Below are 16696 nucleotides of genomic sequence, written 5' to 3' on the forward strand. Positions count from 1 at the left end.
AATTGATTTTATAGATGATTAAATATATCAAACTTTCAGAAATTAAATAAATAATATTAACACAAGTAATACTAATTTTACTATTATGAAAAAAGGAAACATCAATCGTCCAAAATTGCTTATTCTAGGAGGAACTGGGCTTGTTGGAAGTACATTGGCATCATATGCTCAAAAGATTTTTGATATACATTTGACTTATTGTACAAATTTACCTCTTTCTACTTTATCTTCTACAAAAATTTCCTTACCTGATGAATTATCAAAACTTGAAAATTTGATTGTTCAATATGATCCTGATGTTATTGTTCATACAGTTTCTCATCCAAGTGTAGATTGGTGTCAAGAAAATCGTGACCTGGCAAATTTTCTTCATGTAAATCTTACAGAAAATATTGCTAAATTTGCTAGTAAAATCAATTCAACTTTAATTTATTTGTCTACTGATTGGGTTTTTGATGGAACAAGAAATAACAAATATACTGAAAATGATTCTACCAACCCCATTAATCATTATGGAGTTACAAAACTTTTAGCTGAAAAAATAGTCTTAGACTATCCTCAAAATGTAGTTTTAAGACCTGCAGTAATTTATGGTTGGCATAAAAAATCTAGATTTACTAACTGGATCATAGATACTCTCAAAGAAAAAAAATATGTTGATCCTCATGTAGATCAATATGCTACTCCAACTTTAGTGGATGATTTAGCACTTGCAATAATTAAAATCATTGAAAATAAATCATCTGGTTTATTCCATTCAACTGGCAAAAGTTGTGTTAATAGATTTGAATTTGCAACACAAATTGCTGAAATTTTTAATTTAGATACAAATTTGATTAAACCCGTGACTCAAAGTGAAAAACCACAAAAAGCTCCAAGGCCAAACCGTACATGTTTGGATTCAAGTAAATTAGAAAATTTAATAAATTTTAATTTTCATGATATTACTTCTGGAATTGAGTTTATTTTTGAACAATCTCAAAAATCTAATTATGAGTAAATTTGGATTTTTAGTTTCTATCATTTCTTCAAAAAGTACATAAGTTAAGTACATAATTTTTCTATATGATAGTTGGAATAACTCCTGTCAGAATTAGTTTTGCCGGCGGAGGTACTGATCTACCTGAATTCTATAATGATTTTGAGGGTAATGTACTTACTACAACCATTGATCAATTTACTTATGTTATTTTTCAACATAGGAATGACACTTCATTTCAATCATTTTCTCCAGATTTTCAAAAACATTACAAAGCCACTGAACTAAAACAAATAGAAATTGAAGATGGAACTGAAATTGCTTCTTCAATAATAAAATTTTTAGATTACAATTATGGTTCAAATATTACTGTTTGCAGTGATGCTCCACCAGGTTCTGGTTTAGGATCATCAAGTTCTTTAGCTGTTAATTTAGTAAATGTTATAACAAAACTTCAAAAGAAAAATTGGCAAAGCTCAGAAATAGCTGAAACTGCTTTTAAGATTGAACGGGAGATACTTCATTGGCCAATGGGAAAACAAGATGAATATGCAACAGCATTTGGAGGTTTTAATTTTATAAAATTTACTTCAGAAAAAACAACTGTTTCGCCTATATCGTTATCTAACTCATTAAAAACTGAATTACAAAAAAACTTGGTTTTATTTTTTGTTGGAAAGACACGAGAAAGCTCTCCCATTCTATCTAATCAAATCGAACGAATAAAACAAAAAAATCAAAATATTTTAAAATCGTTACAATATGTCAAAGATTTATCACTCGAAATGTGTGATTCCATTAAAAAATCCGATATTACAAAATTTGGAGAATTACTTCACAAAGGTTGGGAAGCAAAAAAACAATTTTCAGATGGTGTGTCTAATCAAAAAATTGATGATATCTATAATTCCGCTTTAAAATCAGGTGCGTTAGGAGGCAAACTAACTGGAGCCGGTGGTGGTGGTCATATGCTACTATATTGTGAATCGAGCAAGCAACCTTCTTTAATTAAAAAAATGAATTCCTTAGGTTTACAAAAAGTAAATTCTACATTTTATGATGATGGTCCTAAAATTCTAAACTTATATGACTTTGCTACTTCTGATAAAACATGACCACAGATAAAAATTTTTTAATTGATTTTCTAGATGCTCAATCAACATGCATTTCATCTTTATCCAAAAATGTTGATCAAATATCACAAATTGTTAAAATTCTTATTTCTGCACGAAATTCTAACAAAATTATTTTTACTCTAGGTAATGGAGGTTCTGGTTCTACTGCATCTCACTTTGTTTCAGATTTATTAAAAACTGCTTTAACAAAAAATCAAAAACGATTCAAAGCAATTTCTCTTGTTGATAATATTCCGGTAATACTTGCATGGTCAAATGATGTTTCATATGATGAGATCTTTTCTGAGCAATTAAAAAATCACCTTTCAAAAGGTGACGTGGTACTTGCTTTTAGTGGTAGTGGAAGATCTAAAAATATCATAAAAGCCCTAAAATTTGCTAAAAAAAATGGTGCAATTTGTATTGGTATGACTGGTAGTTCTGGCGGTTTAATAAATAATGTATGTGATGTATGCATAAAAATTCCAAGTTCTGATATGTTAACTATTGAATCACAACATTTGACATTATGTCATTGCATTACGAATGCTATTAGACATAAAGGTAAACCTGTTTTTAAATATGAATAAAAAAAAAGCAATTTTTTTAGATCGTGATGGAATTTTAAATCGAAACCGAGATGATTATGTCAAAGATATTTCTGAATTAGAAATTTTTCCCAATATTGAAAATTTTATTAAAAAATTACAAGCATCTGGGTTTTTGATAATTGTTGTAAGTAATCAATCTGCCATTAATAGAGGCTTAACTACACATAGTAATGTAGATGAAATACATGCTTCTATACAGGCTTATCTAAACAAATTTGGAGCAAATATTGATAATTTTTATTATTGTCCTCACACTCCTGCCGAAAATTGTACATGTAGAAAGCCTAAACCTGGATTATTAATTAAAGCAATTGATGATTTTTCTATAGACCCTTTATCTAGTTGGATGGTGGGTGATAGAGATTCTGATGTTGATGCAGGTGAATCTGTTGGTTGTAAAACTATAAAGATTCAAGAAAATTCTTGTGATTTTGAAAATATTCTTAAAACAATATTATCTTAAGAATTTTTTTCCAAACCTCAAAATACCTGAAAAAAAGTGAATTAATATGAATATTTTAGTTACTGGTGCAGGAGGCTATGTTGGATCTAATTTAATACCTGAACTTGTTAAAGATGGACACTTTGTCAAATGTCTTGATAGGTTCTTTTTTGGAAAAGATTTTCTGTTATCTTTCCAAGACACAAATCAAATCGAATTAATTCAAGATGATATACGTTGGTTTGATCCAAAAATTTTAGATGATGTTGACATTGTTTTTGACTTGGCTGCATTGTCAAATGATCCTGTTGGTGAATTGAACCCTGAGAAAACTTTTGAAATAAATCACTTAGGTAGAGTCCGAGTTGCAACTGAAAGTAAAAAACATGGTGTACCTAGATATATTCTTGCATCTAGTGCTAGTGTATATGGCCAACAAGATAATTTAGCAAATGAGGATGTAGAAGTTTTTCCAATAACTGCATATTCCAAAGCTAATCATAAAGCGGAAATTGATGTCTTGAAATTATCTGATGAAAAATTTTGTGTTTCTGTAATGAGATTTGCTAGTCTTTATGGATTTTCTCCTCGTATGAGATTTGATATTTCAGTTAATAGTATGGTATTGGATCTTTTTAAAACTGGAAAAATTGTTGTTAGAGGAAAAAATAACAAACGACCGTTTTTGCATGTTCAAGATGCTGTTAATGCTTATAAATTAATTTTAAAAGCAGACACGGCCTCCATAAATGGCGAAATTTTCAATGTGGGAAATGAAGAACAAAACTATTCCATTGGTCAATTAGCTGAATTGATAGCTCAATCTGTTGGAATAAAATATGAATTAGAATTAGGTGATAATAATGATCACCGATCTTATGCTGCATCATTTGATAAAATCCGAAACACTTTAGGGTTCAAACCTGAAAAAAATATCTCATTTGGTGCAAATGAAATTTATGAAAAATTAAAAGCTGGTCAAATTACTGATTCTACAAAAACCATTACTCTCAAATGGTATCAACATATTGAATCTGATCCAGAATTATCTAAAATTTTAAAAATAAATGGAAAGTTGCTCTGATTAAATCAATCTTTAAAGTTTGTCCAATCTTTATCTTTTTGAGAAATTATTGATGGCGTCATTGGCCATTTAATATTGAACATTGGATCGTCCCATCTTATCCCATTTGCATTCTCTGGCATGTAATACTGTGACATTTGATAAAATAATTCTGTATTGTCTTCTAATGTTTGAAACCCTAATGCAAATCCTTCTGGTACATATAACTCAAAATTTTCTTCTGAACTTAATTCAACACTTCCCCATTTCTTGAATGTTTCAGAATTTTTTCTCAAATCAATAAACACTTCAAAGACTTTACCCTTCACACATTTTACAATTTTTGCTTCTTCATAAGGTGATTCTTGATAATGCATTCCACGTATTGTTCCTTTTTTAGAATTAAATGATATATTGCACTGAACAATTTCTGGATTCAAATTATTTTTTAAAAACTCATTTTTATCCCAAGTCCTTGCAAAAAACCCTCTTTCATCTTCAATTTTTTCTATTTCAACGATGAATACGCCTTTGATCTTTAACTCGTGGAATTTCATAGGATGACAACCTCTGGAATTAATACAATAAATTTTGCCCCCCATGCTCGAATTTGTTTCATTTGCTCCATGATCTCTTCCTTAAAATTCCAAGCCAAAATCAATACGTAATCTGGTTTTTTTTCAAAAATTATGTCAATTGGATATACTGGAATATTTGTTCCTGGCAGGTACAGATTCTGTTTATGGGGATTCTTGTCTACAGTGTATTCGATAAAATCAGTGCCTATTCCACAATAATTTAATAATGTATTTCCTTTGGCAGGCGCTCCATATCCTGCAATACTTTTTCCCTCTTTTTTGATTTTTATCAACAATTCTAAGATATTTTGTTTTACTTGTTCAGTTTGTTTTTGAAATTGAGGATATTTTGAAATTTCTGCAATCCCAAATTTTATTTCTTTGGAAATTTGTTTTTCTACATTATCTGAAATCTCAAAATTTATGTTATTTTCATGTTTAATGAATATTCTAAGTGATCCTCCATGAATTGGAATTTCTTGAACGTCAAATATGGTCATATTGTATTTTGTAAAAATTTTTTGAAGTGTAAATAAGGAAAAATATGAAAAATGTTCATGATATATTACATCAAATTCATTTTGTTGGATTAATTGTAATAGATAAGCTGAAAATTGTATTGTAATTATTCCTTTATCTGATAATAATATTTTTAATCCTTTCATAAAGTCATTTAGATTTGGCACATGTGGCAAAACATTAAACCCAATCAATAAATCAGCTTTTTGCCCCTCCTCAGCTAGTTTTTTTGCAGTTTCTTCTCCAAAAAATTCATTTATGGTTTTTATTCCTTTTTCATTAGCGATTTTTGCTATATTTGATGCAGGTTCAATTCCTAAAATTGGTATGTTATTTTTTTTGAAAAATTGCAATAAGTATCCGTCATTACTTGCAATTTCAATAACTTGTTTTTTTTCATCAATTTTCATTTTTTTAATTACTTCATCAACATATTCCCTGATATGTTCCACCCATGTTGTTGAATATGAAGAAAAATATGCATAATCTGAAAATATCTGTTTTGGATTTTCAAACTCTTCTAATTGTACCAAAAAACAATTAGAACATACATATGTTTTTAGAGGATAAAATGGCTCCATTTTGTTTTTGTCTTTTAGATATGAATTTGCCATTGGTGATTTTCCCAAATCCACAAAAGATGTTTTTAATTCGTTATTACAAAATCTACATTTCATTATATTTTCATCCAAAGAGCTTCATTATTTATCCACATTTTTTCTAATCTATTTTTATCATTCATTGTATCCATAGGTTGATAAAATCCTGAGTGTTTATACGCCACTAATTGGCCATTTTGAACTAATTCCTTCATCGGAGTTTCTTCAAAAATTGTTAGGTCATTTTCAATATAATCAAAAATTTTGGGTTCTAAAACAAAATACCCTCCATTAACCCAATTATTATCTCCTTTTGGTTTTTCCATAAATTTGGTAACAACCTCATTTTCAATTTCTAAAACCCCGAATCTTCCTGGAGGTTGACATGCTGTAACTGTTGCAATTTTTTTATTTTTATGATGAAATTCTATTAATTTTGAAATATCAAGATCATTTAATGTGTCTCCATATGTAAAACAAAAAGTTTCTGTACAGTATTTTTTAATTTGTTTTAGTCTGCCTCCGGTCATTGTATCTAACCCTGTATCAATTATTTTTATATTCCAATCTTCTGGAAAATTTTTTTCATCTTCAAAAAATTCTATAATTTTTTCCTTTTTGTACCCTGAACAAACTATGAATTCTTTCATACCAAATAATGCATATCTGTTCATAATGTGCCATAAAATTGGTTTTCCTCCAATCTCTACCATTGGTTTTGGTTTAACTTTGGTTTCTTCACTGATCCTAGTTCCTAATCCTCCCGCTAAAATTACTGCTTTCAATATGCTTATTTAACCAACTAAACTCTTATTGCCTCTTTTATTAGAATTATGATAAACATGGACTCTAAAGATAGTATTCTTTTCTGGATTGATAGTGTGTGGAGTCAATTTGCATTTGCAAAGTTTTTACAAGAGAAACATGATGCTGATTTTTATGCTATTTCTGATTTAAGTATAAAAAATACTAATTTTCTAAACAAACAAAAAATTGTTACTTTTAAAAAAATTTGGCATATCCGTGATAATCAAGAACTAAAATCTGGAAATTTAATTGATTTAAATTATCTGAAAACTATTGAAGAAAAATTCGGTATAAACATTTGGTCAATAGTATATGCTGATCGCTATTTCTACAAGTATAATTTATATCATAATTTTTCACGAAATGAAATTCTTCAATTAGTTCAAGCTGAATGTAAACTATATGAACAAATTATTGATGAAATAAAACCTTCTTTTTTGATAATCTACCCATTTAATGATTTTAGACAGGAATTACTTTACAAAATGTGTAAAAGAAAAGGTACACGAATTATGACCTTAAGCTATACAAGAATAAATTACAAATTCATGCTTTCTGAAATCACTGATAAAACTGATCAAAAATTCATTTTTGATTCTACTGATGATGATGTACCTGCTAAATCCTTTGAAGAATTAAATGAATACTTCAAAAAGTACCCTAAAATTGTAAAACAGTATGTTAAGAATAAAAATCCTTTTAAAGAAAAATTAAAAATTGGGTTTTCTTTTTTTCTAAAAACTTACAATTCTGAATACAAAAAATTGTATCGAAATATAGGAAGAACAAGATTTAACATATTTAAAAATGAAATTAATATAATTTATAATTCTTATTTAGTCAAAAATTTTTTTAAAAAAAATTCATTGACAAAAATTTCTTTTAAAGAAAATTTTATTTATTTTCCAATACATTTTGAACCAGAAAGATCAATCACAGATCCTGCACTGTATTATACTAATCAAATTGAATTAATTACCCATATTGCAAAATCTTTACCTGTAGATTATTGCTTATGTGTGAAAGAACACCCTGCTCAAAGTTTAACTGGTTGGAAAAACCTTGATTTCTATAAACAAATTCATAAATTACCTAATGTCAAATTATTGCATCCAGCATTTTCTCAAGAAGATATTCTTCAAAAATGCTCTCTTGTAATAACTATTGTTGGTTCTACTGGAATGGAAGCTTTGCTTTATCAAAAACCTGTTATTACTTTTGGGGATACAATATACTCTGAAATCTCTTCTGTTAACAAAGTTACTGACATCACTACTCTTCCAGAATTAATTCAAAATTCCTTAAAACAAAAAGTCAATCTTAAGGAATTAAATGCCTTTGTTCAATTTATAGATCAAAATTCATTCGATTATGAATTCTTGGAAATACAAAAATTCATTGAAGATACTATATTTGAAGGAGGATTTTTAGATTCAGAAATTACCCATGACAAACTTAACCTTCTGTTTAAAACTCATAAATCTTCTTTCGAATTAGTTGCGAATGAATATGTCAAAAAAATTGAATATTTTCATGATCTAAATAAAAAATAACTATATCAGATTTTCTTTTTTGAGAATTGCTTTGATTTCATTTTTTGTTAATTCTGGTACTAGATCAGACGAATAATTCTCAGTTAAAATAGTACTTTTGACTTCTTTTATTGAATTATAATCATAATTTTGATTTTGTTTTTCAAAAATTATGTAATCTTTATCACTTTCAAATGTATTCCTCAGTTCCTCTTTACTAATTAATGTCTCATGAAATTTTTCACCTGGTCTAACTGGAATTCTCTTCTCATTGTTATTGGCATTAGTTAATTCCATTATTGCTTCTTTCATTTCTTTTACTCTGTATGCTTTTAATTTTGGAACAAATACTTCTCCTCCTTTTCCATATTTCAGTGTTCTAAGAATTAGTTCTAATGCTTCATTCATACTAATATTGAATCTTGTCATACTTGGATCTGTGATTGTTATTTCTTCATTATTTTTTATCTGTGATAACATTACAGGTAAAAGAGACCCTCTGCTACCTAAGACATTTCCATATCTAACACACAAAAATTTTGTTTTACGTTTTCCTTTGTAATAATTTGCAGATACAAAAAGTCTTTCCATTAGCATTTTAGATGCTCCATAGGTATTTAGTGGTGAAACAGCCTTATCTGTTCCAATTGCTAAAGCAATATCTACATTGTTATCTAAACAACAATCAATCAAGTTTTGAGAACCATAAACATTTGTTTTTACAGCTTCAAATGGATTATACTCAGCAGTAGCTATTTGTTTTAGAGCTGCAGTATGAATTACAATATCTACTTCTTCAACAGCTCTTGAAAGTCGATCTTTGTCTCTTACATCTCCGATAAAAAACCTTAATCTATCATCTTGAATCTCACTTTGCATTTGTGATTGTTTCAATTCGTCTCTACTGTAAATTCGAATTGTATCTACATCTTCTTTTAATAATTTCTTTGTTAAGGCTCTTCCTAGTGAACCAGTTCCACCAGTAATGAGAATCTTTTTTCCTGCAAACATGTAATTTTGAACAAATATCCTAGTTTTATGAGTTCTCTTTTTATAGAACACTCTTCAAGAAATTATATATCTTCAAGATTGGTATTTCCTTTATGACTTCTGATTTAATCCATATTGGAGGCAACTCTATTTTGTCAGATTTGCCACAAAAAATAACTATCAAAAACCGACCCTACATTTTAACTAAAAATCAAAATGGTAATTTGATTTTATACAGTGCGATTTGTCCTCACGCTCAAGGAATTGTTGAGCCTACTGGAAAAAAACAATGGAGATGTCCTTATCATGGATGGACTTTTGATCCAGAGACTGGAAATTCTATAGTTCCGCCAAATTCGCATTTATCTTCATATGATGTAATTGAAAAAAATGATAAATTATTTGCTGATTTAAAATTTGTAAATAATAATATCATATCTACTAATCTACCATATCATAAAAATAATCTTAAAAGTAAATTTCCCAAAATTACATTAATCACCCAAGCTTGTTTGTTGGTAGAATGGGATGGATTCAATCTATTAATGGATCCTTGGATTGAAGGACTTGCATTATGTGGTTCATGGACGCATTTTCCTCCTTCACAATTTACTGTTCAAAATTTACCTAAAATTGATGCAATATGGATTTCTCATGAACATAGTGATCATCTTCATCCATATACCTTATCTTTGTTAGACAAAAATATTCCAGTTTACGTACCTGATTTTGATAATGAACGACTCGGTAAAATTGTAAAAAAAATTGGATTTAAAAATGTCATATCAATGCCCCCATTCCAATCATTTAATTTGACAAAATCTATAGAACTTATTTCATTCAAAGCTTCAATGAATTTTAGTGATAATATTCTCTATTTACGAACTGGGGAATTTACAATGTTGAATTTTAATGATAGTGGAATTAACTGGAATATTAAAGATAAAGTTGATCATGTAGATTTGGTTTGTGCTCAATTTTCAAGATTACCCGCTACAACTTATCCTAGTAACTGGACTCATCTAAACGAAGAAACAAAAAAACAAATTATTAAAGAAAAAAATCTTGCTTCATTAAAACAATTAAAATTATTGGTAGATGTCTTTAAACCAGATTTTTTCCTACCTATGGCATCATTTGTAGCACTCTTCCCTCCTGAACTTTTACCATTTCAAAAAATAAAGAAGGGAATTTCTCTCAATGATGTAAAAGAACAATTCAAATCTTCAGATGTGAAGGTTTTAGACTTGATTCCTGGAGAATCATGGGATGAAAATAAAAATTTTATTTCAAGAGTTGATAGTCGAGAGAAATTCTTTGATGACGATTATTTATTATCATATCTAAAAAAAATCAATAATGATGAAACAATGACACAATTTCTCTTAACAAATGACAATCTGACACATAATCAATTAAAAAAATATTTTTTAAATTTTAAAAATTTTGACATAGTACGTTTTATTGGAAATATGGATTTTTGTTTAACAACGTTTTCAGAAAAAAATTCCCTTTATTCTTTAATCTCGTTTAGAGATGGTGATATTATATATCAAGAATTATCAAAACCTGAAAAATGTGAACTTTCAATGTCCATTCCAATGCCAGTTGTTGCTGAAATTATTAACAATGATCTTTCATGGGATGAGGCTTTCTATTGGACAACTTTTCATAGAGATCCTGACGAATACAATTTAGCGTTCTGGAAATTTATGCATGCTCCTTGGAGATCTTTTAACAATGCAGAATGGATACAAAGTAATGATCCTAACATGTTGGGGAATGTATCTATAGCAACACTTGTTGAACAAGGAGGAAAATCTGTTTCAGATATTTTAGAAAAATATGGTCTGTTTTGTATAGGGTGTAGCAAATCTATTGGTGAAAATCTAAACGATGGATGTGCTATACATGGAATTCCAAATAACAAACGATTAAAATTAATAGATGAAATCAAATCAAAAATTAAATCCTTACAATAAGGTAAATTCTAAAAATTTCTTAATATAACTGATAAATTCATGAAAATAGATGATTGGATGCATAATTCAGGCAAGAATGGGTTCAACAAGACTTCCAGGAAAAGTGCTAATGAATTTAGATAATGAACATAATTTGCTTCATTTTATTCTTAAGCAAATAGGATACTCAAAAAGTATTGATGAAATAATTATTGCAACTACAACTCTACCCGAAGATAAACAAATTGTAAGTTTTTGTAAACAAATGAATGTCAAATATTTTTGTGGTTCAATCAATGATGTTTTGTCAAGATATTTTGAATGTGCAAAAAATTTTTCTTTAGATATTGTTGTTAGAATAACATCTGATTGTCCTCTAATTGATCCAAACATAATTGATTCACTCATAAAAATTTTCGTTGATAATGAATATGACTACGTTTCTACTCATTTACCTAGAACTTTTCCTCAAGGAAGTGCAGATATAGAAGTTTTTTCTTTTGAAACACTAAAACATGTACATGAAAAGGCATTAAAACCATCAGAACGAGAACATGTGACTCCTTTTATCTATAACAACCCTGACAAATTTTCTATTTATAATTATGAACACGAAACAGATTTTTCAAAATTAAAATGGTCTGTAGATAAAAAAAATGATTTACATTTTGTACAAGAAATAGTAAAACGGATCAATGAACGTCCAATTTTAACTGCTGACATTCTTGATGTGTTAAAAAAAGAACCTGAATTAAAAAAAATCAATAAAGACCACATTCTGAATGAAGGATATAAAAAATCGTTAGAAGAAGACAAAAAATTAGGATTTTAAAATAATCTTTTTCAAAATCTTGTTATATTCAATATGACTAGCAATTTTATGACCGAATCTCATTCAGGCCGAATTTTAAATGAAATCAAAAATTTTAAAATAATTGATTGTAAATCTTGTGGATTTATTCACATTTCTCCAATTCCAACAAATAGTGAATTACTGGAACTTTATCAAAAGGAATTCTTTCAACACATAAAACCTAATGATATCAAAAAAGATGAATCAGAACTAGATTATTGGAACATTACATATGATGAAAAATTAAAAATTCTTGAAAAACATCTTAACTCTAATACCAAAAAAATATTGGATATTGGTTGTGGTGCTGGTTTTTTTCTTAAACGAGCTATGAATAATGATTGGGATACAACAGGAATAGAACCATCTGACGAGGCTGCTGACTATGCTAACTCTTTAGGTATTAAAGTAATAAAACAATTCTTTCAAAACCTTACATCTAATGATCTTGAAACTTATGATTCAATTCATATGAGATTAGTGTTAGAACATTCTTCTTCACCTGAAGAAATAATCAAAAAATGTTATTCTTTATTGAATAAAAACGGAATATTGATTGTTGAAGTTCCTAATGATTACAATCCATTACAAAAAATTGTTAAAACTGTTTTACAGAAAGATGAATATTGGCTTCATCCACCAATTCACATAAACTATTTCACTTTTTCCAGCCTTAGAAATCTTCTAGAAAAAAATAGATTTAATGTAATACATCAAGATACTACCTTTCCACTTGAGTTGTTTTTATTAATGGGAAATGATTACATACAAAATGAATCACTTGGTAAACAAAAACATATTGAAAGAATGAATCTAGAAATTAATTTAAACAAAGGCAATTCTGACTTAAAACAAGAACTTTATTCTAAACTTGCCGAATTAAATCTTGGAAGAACTATTATTCTATATGCCAGAAAAATCAATTGATTCTAATTAAAAAATAAATTTTATAATACATAAGACATTAATCAAATTGATTGAACAAAATTGAATTTCGTGATGTACATGATGATGATTGGGATTTTTTAGTAAAAATTAGAAATGCTTCTCATGAACTTCATGGTAATACTTCAATTTTCACCAAGCAAGAATACAAAAAATATATTGAAAATCAACTTCTTGAAAATAAAAGTAATAGACATTGGATAATTATGTATGAAGACAAAATGATGGGTCATGCTAAAATCATTAATCAAGTGATTGGATACATTTTTGCACCTGAATTTCAGGGCAAAGGTTTATTGAAATTTGTATTTGACAAATTTGAAACCGAAGTTGCAAAACTTGGATATTTAACTATGTTGGGTAGAGTAAAAATCACACATCCTGTTTCACTTTGGCAATGTATGAAACACGGATGGAAAATGGTTGGTTTGGAAATGAATGAAGATCCTGAATTGTCTGAATACAAATTATCAAAAGATATTAAGAATTCTTAAATTTTTTTATCCTAACATTGTTTATGTATTATAATTAAATCAGGTTTGAAAACATATGGAAAATCATAATATGGTTGTAGATAAGTAATTTAATTAGAAAATGAAATCAAATTCTGTTTTTGTAATTGCTGAAGCTGGTTCTAACTGGAGAATGGGTACTCCGGAAAGAGATCTAAAAATGGCAAAAACCTTGATTGATATTGCATCTAAATCAGGTGCAGATGCAGTAAAATTTCAAACTTATCGATCAAAAACAGTTTATGTTCCAAATGCAGGAACAGTAGATTATCTTTCAAAACGAGGAATTAAAGAATCAATTACAAAAATTTTTGATGATTTATCTATGCCATATGAAATGATTCCTGTTTTAGCCAAGTATTGTAAATCTAAAAAAATCGAATTCATGTCTACACCATTTTCAATAGATGATGCAAAAGCAATTGATCCTTATGTACGTCGTCATAAACTTGCTTCATCTGAAATTACTCACAGTAGATTAATTGAATTTTTAGCTAAAACAAAAAAGCCATTAATTATTTCAACTGGAGCAGCTAATTTAACAGATATTGAATGGGCAATAAACCACTTTTATTCTCATGGAGGAAAAAAACTCTATTTGTTACAAACAACAATGAAATATCCCGCATCTTTGGAAAGCTTAAACCTTTCGGCAATTACTCATTTAAAAAATAAATTTAATTTGCCTGTAGGATTTTCTGATCATAGTGAAGACCCAGTAATTGGACCAATTGTTGCAGTAACTCTTGGTGCTGAAATTATTGAGAAACATTTCACATTAAATAAACACTTACCTGGCCCGGACAATTCTTTTGCACTAGAACCAAATCAATTAAAGAATATGATTGCTGCAATACATAATGCACAAAAATGTTTTGGAAAAAATAAAAAATTGTTTTAAAAGAAGAAAAGTATTATCAAAATTTTTCACAGAGATCACTTCAATGTATAAAACCAATTAAAAAAGGTGAAATTTTCAACGAAGGAAAAAATTTTGATATTTTACGTTCTGGTTTACAAAAGAAGGGGCTACATCCAAAATTTATTGATGAAATTGAAGGAAAAAAATCTACTAGAAACATTCCTTTAGGTGATGGAATAATGATTGATGATTATGAAAAAATATGAATGGATCTTTATTGATTTTGATGGAACATTAGTTGATAGTTTGAATTCATTGTATAATGTATACTTGAATTTTCTAAAAAAATTCAATATTGTTGGAAATAAAAATGAATTTACAAAGTTAAATGGTCCCACATTAACTGAAATTGTTTCATATTTTAAAAAACGATACAATATTAACGAAAACGAATCTGAGTTATTAAAAACATATGAACATGAAATAGAATTATCATATTCACAAAATGTAAAACCAATTCCAGGTAGAGAAATATTATTAGATTTTTTTAGAAAAAATGGATATAATGTGGCGTTAGTAACTTCATGTTCACAGAAAATTATTTTATCGTATTTGAATGATCATAATTGGAATTCCTTTTTTGATGTGATTATTTATGGAGATCTAGTAACCCATTCCAAACCTGACCCTGAGATATACAATTTAGCTTTAACAAAAGCAAAATGTGATCGAGAGAAAATTTTGGTATTAGAAGATTCAGAAAATGGGTATATCAGCGCAAAAAAGGCTGGATTAAATTGTATTGTTGTACATAATAAATCACAGCAAGAGATATTTTCTTTATTTCAATAAGATTCTCATTGGATTATGAAATTATTTCAAAAGGGGAAATTGTACTTTATCATGTAATTGACGAAGATGACATTTCAAAAGAAACTATGGAACAAATCTCAGCATATTGGAATGATTATGTAAAATCAAAAAATTCTTCTGCATTTAATGATAAAGTTCTACGATTTGTTAGATTAGATCAAAAAAACAAAAATAAAATCTTCGTTACCTTTACAGATTATAAAAATATTATAGTTGATAGAAATTTTTTAAACTCCTCCCTTGGTTTGTATCAAGTTGGTGTCAGTGGATTATTACTTGTTCACGAACAAAATGATACTTTTGTATTATTTGCAAAACGAAGTAACAATGTTACAGAATATCCAAATTTTTACGAATTAGTTCCTTCTGGAAATTTAGATAAATCTGTTTTAGATGAAGATGGAATTATACATTTTGATTCAAAAATTTTAGATGAATTTAAAGAAGAAACTGGCATATCTGATTCATTAATCAGCAATTCACAATCTTTTTGTTTTGTAAGAGATAACATTAATCATGTTTATGATGTCTGTTGTATACTAGAAATCAATACTGATCGAAGATTGTTTGATGATTCATTTAAAAACGTGTCAGAATTCTATTCTCCATGCTTTGTCAATATTAAAAATTTAAAAAAATTTCTTACAGACCATGTATCTGAAATTGTACCAACATCTAAAGCAATATTGGAATGTTTTTTTGAGAAAAACAACACTTGATCACTAAAGGTAAATTTCAAAATATAAGAAAGGTATTATATCTTAATGTTGAGAAAATTTTATGATATTTTTATTTTGTGCCTATAGAGATTGGGCCTTAGAACTTTATACAAAACTTTCAAAAAAATATAAAATGAAACTAATATCTTCCCCTAAAGATTTAACTTTAAAAAATGTAAAAAAAATCAATCCTACAATGATTTTTTTCCCTGATTGGTCTTGGATTGTACCAAAAACTATTATTCAAAATTATCCTTGTGTGTGTTTTCATGAGTCTGATTTACCAAAATTCAGAGGTGGTAGTCCGATTCAAAATCAAATTATTAATGGAATCGTTAAAACAAAAACCACCGCATTTTTCATGGATGAGGGATTAGATACTGGAAATATAATTATGAAAAAAGATTTATCATTAAAGGGTTCTATACAAGACATCTTCCAACGAATGATCTCAAATGATTATGATATGATTATAAAAATTATCAAAGGGAAATATAAAATTAAAAAACAAAATGGAAAACCAACAGTTTACAAAAGAAGAAAACCTGAAGATAGTGAATTAAAACATTTGAATCATTCTACTCAATATTTGTATAATTTTATCAGAATGCTTGAAGATCCATATCCTAATGCTTTCATAAAACTTGGTACAAAGAAAATTATCTTTAAATCTGTAAAACAAAATAAAGATAAGTTGGAATTTAGAGGTGTTATTGAATGAAGGCTTTAGTTGTAG

Annotated in this window: 19 protein-coding genes; 15 read left to right on the forward strand and 4 right to left on the reverse strand. The window is 28.0% G+C overall.

The window, feature by feature from the left end; genetic code table 11:
- Positions 1 to 85 precede the first annotated feature (85 nt).
- From NKOR_RS00430 to NKOR_RS00450, 5 genes are all read left to right on the forward strand, one after another.
- Positions 86 to 1000: an SDR family oxidoreductase gene (locus NKOR_RS00430; protein WP_014962399.1), complete on the forward strand. Its 915-nt coding sequence runs from the start codon at positions 86 to 88 to the stop codon at positions 998 to 1000.
- Between the two features lie 65 nt (positions 1001 to 1065).
- Positions 1066 to 2094: a GHMP family kinase ATP-binding protein gene (locus NKOR_RS00435; RefSeq protein ID WP_014962400.1), complete on the forward strand. Its 1029-nt coding sequence runs from the start codon at positions 1066 to 1068 to the stop codon at positions 2092 to 2094.
- Positions 2091 to 2684, forward strand: a complete 594-nt coding sequence (locus NKOR_RS00440) for a D-sedoheptulose-7-phosphate isomerase (protein WP_014962401.1) — start codon at positions 2091 to 2093, stop codon at positions 2682 to 2684. The genes NKOR_RS00435 and NKOR_RS00440 overlap by 4 nt, the downstream gene beginning before the upstream one ends.
- The gene (locus NKOR_RS00445; RefSeq protein ID WP_014962402.1) at positions 2677 to 3168 is read left to right on the forward strand and encodes a D-glycero-alpha-D-manno-heptose-1,7-bisphosphate 7-phosphatase; all 492 of its coding nucleotides are present in this window, start codon (positions 2677 to 2679) and stop codon (positions 3166 to 3168) included. Before NKOR_RS00440 ends, NKOR_RS00445 begins: the two co-directional genes overlap by 8 nt.
- Positions 3169 to 3214: 46 nt before the next feature.
- Positions 3215 to 4231: an NAD-dependent epimerase/dehydratase family protein gene (locus NKOR_RS00450; protein WP_014962403.1), complete on the forward strand. Its 1017-nt coding sequence runs from the start codon at positions 3215 to 3217 to the stop codon at positions 4229 to 4231.
- Between the two features lie 5 nt (positions 4232 to 4236).
- On the opposite strand, the gene rfbC is transcribed toward NKOR_RS00450, so the two are convergent.
- From rfbC to NKOR_RS00465, 3 genes are read right to left on the reverse strand one after another with little or no spacing between them, the layout of a single operon-like run.
- Positions 4237 to 4767, reverse strand: a complete 531-nt coding sequence (rfbC, locus tag NKOR_RS00455) for a dTDP-4-dehydrorhamnose 3,5-epimerase (RefSeq protein ID WP_014962404.1) — start codon at positions 4765 to 4767, stop codon at positions 4237 to 4239.
- Positions 4764 to 5984, reverse strand: coding sequence for a class I SAM-dependent methyltransferase (locus NKOR_RS00460; RefSeq protein ID WP_232203005.1), 1221 nt, complete (start codon positions 5982 to 5984; stop codon positions 4764 to 4766). The genes rfbC and NKOR_RS00460 overlap by 4 nt, the downstream gene beginning before the upstream one ends.
- A complete protein-coding gene (locus tag NKOR_RS00465) occupies positions 5984 to 6691 on the reverse strand; it encodes a glucose-1-phosphate cytidylyltransferase (protein WP_014962406.1) in 708 nt (235 codons plus the stop codon). Before NKOR_RS00465 ends, NKOR_RS00460 begins: the two co-directional genes overlap by 1 nt.
- Before the next feature lie 57 nt (positions 6692 to 6748).
- On the opposite strand from NKOR_RS00465, the gene NKOR_RS00470 reads away from it, so the two are divergent.
- Positions 6749 to 8266: a capsular polysaccharide export protein, LipB/KpsS family gene (locus NKOR_RS00470; RefSeq protein WP_016939517.1), complete on the forward strand. Its 1518-nt coding sequence runs from the start codon at positions 6749 to 6751 to the stop codon at positions 8264 to 8266.
- On the opposite strand, the gene NKOR_RS00475 is transcribed toward NKOR_RS00470, so the two are convergent.
- Positions 8267 to 9256 carry an SDR family NAD(P)-dependent oxidoreductase gene (locus NKOR_RS00475; RefSeq protein WP_014962408.1) on the reverse strand — a complete coding sequence of 330 codons (990 nt, stop codon included), beginning with the start codon at positions 9254 to 9256 and terminating at the stop codon, positions 8267 to 8269. It lies immediately after the preceding gene.
- Positions 9257 to 9348: 92 nt separating this feature from the next.
- On the opposite strand from NKOR_RS00475, the gene NKOR_RS00480 reads away from it, so the two are divergent.
- The 9 genes from NKOR_RS00480 (at position 9349) to NKOR_RS00520 (ending at position 16681) form a co-directional block, all read left to right on the forward strand.
- Positions 9349 to 11217: a Rieske 2Fe-2S domain-containing protein gene (locus tag NKOR_RS00480; protein ID WP_014962409.1), complete on the forward strand. Its 1869-nt coding sequence runs from the start codon at positions 9349 to 9351 to the stop codon at positions 11215 to 11217.
- 49 nt (positions 11218 to 11266) lie between these two features.
- A complete protein-coding gene (locus NKOR_RS00485; RefSeq protein WP_014962410.1) occupies positions 11267 to 12028 on the forward strand; it encodes a cytidylyltransferase domain-containing protein in 762 nt (253 codons plus the stop codon).
- A 48-nt stretch (positions 12029 to 12076) separates the two neighbouring features.
- Positions 12077 to 12976: a class I SAM-dependent methyltransferase gene (locus NKOR_RS00490; protein WP_014962411.1), complete on the forward strand. Its 900-nt coding sequence runs from the start codon at positions 12077 to 12079 to the stop codon at positions 12974 to 12976.
- Positions 12977 to 13026: 50 nt separating this feature from the next.
- Positions 13027 to 13488: a GNAT family N-acetyltransferase gene (locus NKOR_RS00495; protein WP_014962412.1), complete on the forward strand. Its 462-nt coding sequence runs from the start codon at positions 13027 to 13029 to the stop codon at positions 13486 to 13488.
- A gap of 100 nt (positions 13489 to 13588) precedes the next feature.
- A complete protein-coding gene (locus tag NKOR_RS00500; RefSeq protein ID WP_014962413.1) occupies positions 13589 to 14407 on the forward strand; it encodes an N-acetylneuraminate synthase family protein in 819 nt (272 codons plus the stop codon).
- Positions 14408 to 14505: 98 nt separating this feature from the next.
- Positions 14506 to 14634, forward strand: a complete 129-nt coding sequence (locus NKOR_RS10185) for a hypothetical protein (protein ID WP_232212241.1) — start codon at positions 14506 to 14508, stop codon at positions 14632 to 14634.
- Entirely contained in the window at positions 14621 to 15220 is a 600-nt protein-coding gene (locus NKOR_RS00510; protein WP_014962414.1) for an HAD family hydrolase, read from the forward strand. The genes NKOR_RS10185 and NKOR_RS00510 overlap by 14 nt, the downstream gene beginning before the upstream one ends.
- Before the next feature lie 8 nt (positions 15221 to 15228).
- Positions 15229 to 15960 (forward strand): NUDIX hydrolase, encoded by a 732-nt coding sequence (locus tag NKOR_RS00515; protein WP_014962415.1) that lies wholly within the window; start codon positions 15229 to 15231, stop codon positions 15958 to 15960.
- Positions 15961 to 16093: 133 nt separating this feature from the next.
- Entirely contained in the window at positions 16094 to 16681 is a 588-nt protein-coding gene (locus tag NKOR_RS00520; RefSeq protein WP_232203006.1) for a formyltransferase family protein, read from the forward strand.
- Positions 16682 to 16696: the final 15 nt, after the last annotated feature.

Source organism: Candidatus Nitrosopumilus koreensis AR1, assembly GCF_000299365.1.
GTDB classification, from domain to species: domain Archaea; phylum Thermoproteota; class Nitrososphaeria; order Nitrososphaerales; family Nitrosopumilaceae; genus Nitrosopumilus; species Nitrosopumilus koreensis.

Coding starts and splice junctions, on each gene's coding strand:
- NKOR_RS00430 (WP_014962399.1), top strand. CDS start 86: ATGAAAAAAGGAAACATCAATCGTCCAAAATTGCTTATTCTAGGAGGA.
- NKOR_RS00435 (WP_014962400.1), top strand. CDS start 1,066: ATGATAGTTGGAATAACTCCTGTCAGAATTAGTTTTGCCGGCGGAGGT.
- NKOR_RS00440 (WP_014962401.1), top strand. CDS start 2,091: ATGACCACAGATAAAAATTTTTTAATTGATTTTCTAGATGCTCAATCA.
- NKOR_RS00445 (WP_014962402.1), top strand. CDS start 2,677: ATGAATAAAAAAAAAGCAATTTTTTTAGATCGTGATGGAATTTTAAAT.
- NKOR_RS00450 (WP_014962403.1), top strand. CDS start 3,215: ATGAATATTTTAGTTACTGGTGCAGGAGGCTATGTTGGATCTAATTTA.
- rfbC (WP_014962404.1), bottom strand. CDS start 4,767: ATGAAATTCCACGAGTTAAAGATCAAAGGCGTATTCATCGTTGAAATA.
- NKOR_RS00460 (WP_232203005.1), bottom strand. CDS start 5,984: ATGAAATGTAGATTTTGTAATAACGAATTAAAAACATCTTTTGTGGAT.
- NKOR_RS00470 (WP_016939517.1), top strand. CDS start 6,749: ATGGACTCTAAAGATAGTATTCTTTTCTGGATTGATAGTGTGTGGAGT.
- NKOR_RS00475 (WP_014962408.1), bottom strand. CDS start 9,256: ATGTTTGCAGGAAAAAAGATTCTCATTACTGGTGGAACTGGTTCACTA.
- NKOR_RS00480 (WP_014962409.1), top strand. CDS start 9,349: ATGACTTCTGATTTAATCCATATTGGAGGCAACTCTATTTTGTCAGAT.
- NKOR_RS00485 (WP_014962410.1), top strand. CDS start 11,267: ATGATTGGATGCATAATTCAGGCAAGAATGGGTTCAACAAGACTTCCA.
- NKOR_RS00490 (WP_014962411.1), top strand. CDS start 12,077: ATGACCGAATCTCATTCAGGCCGAATTTTAAATGAAATCAAAAATTTT.
- NKOR_RS00500 (WP_014962413.1), top strand. CDS start 13,589: ATGAAATCAAATTCTGTTTTTGTAATTGCTGAAGCTGGTTCTAACTGG.
- NKOR_RS00510 (WP_014962414.1), top strand. CDS start 14,621: ATGAAAAAATATGAATGGATCTTTATTGATTTTGATGGAACATTAGTT.
- NKOR_RS00520 (WP_232203006.1), top strand. CDS start 16,094: ATGAAACTAATATCTTCCCCTAAAGATTTAACTTTAAAAAATGTAAAA.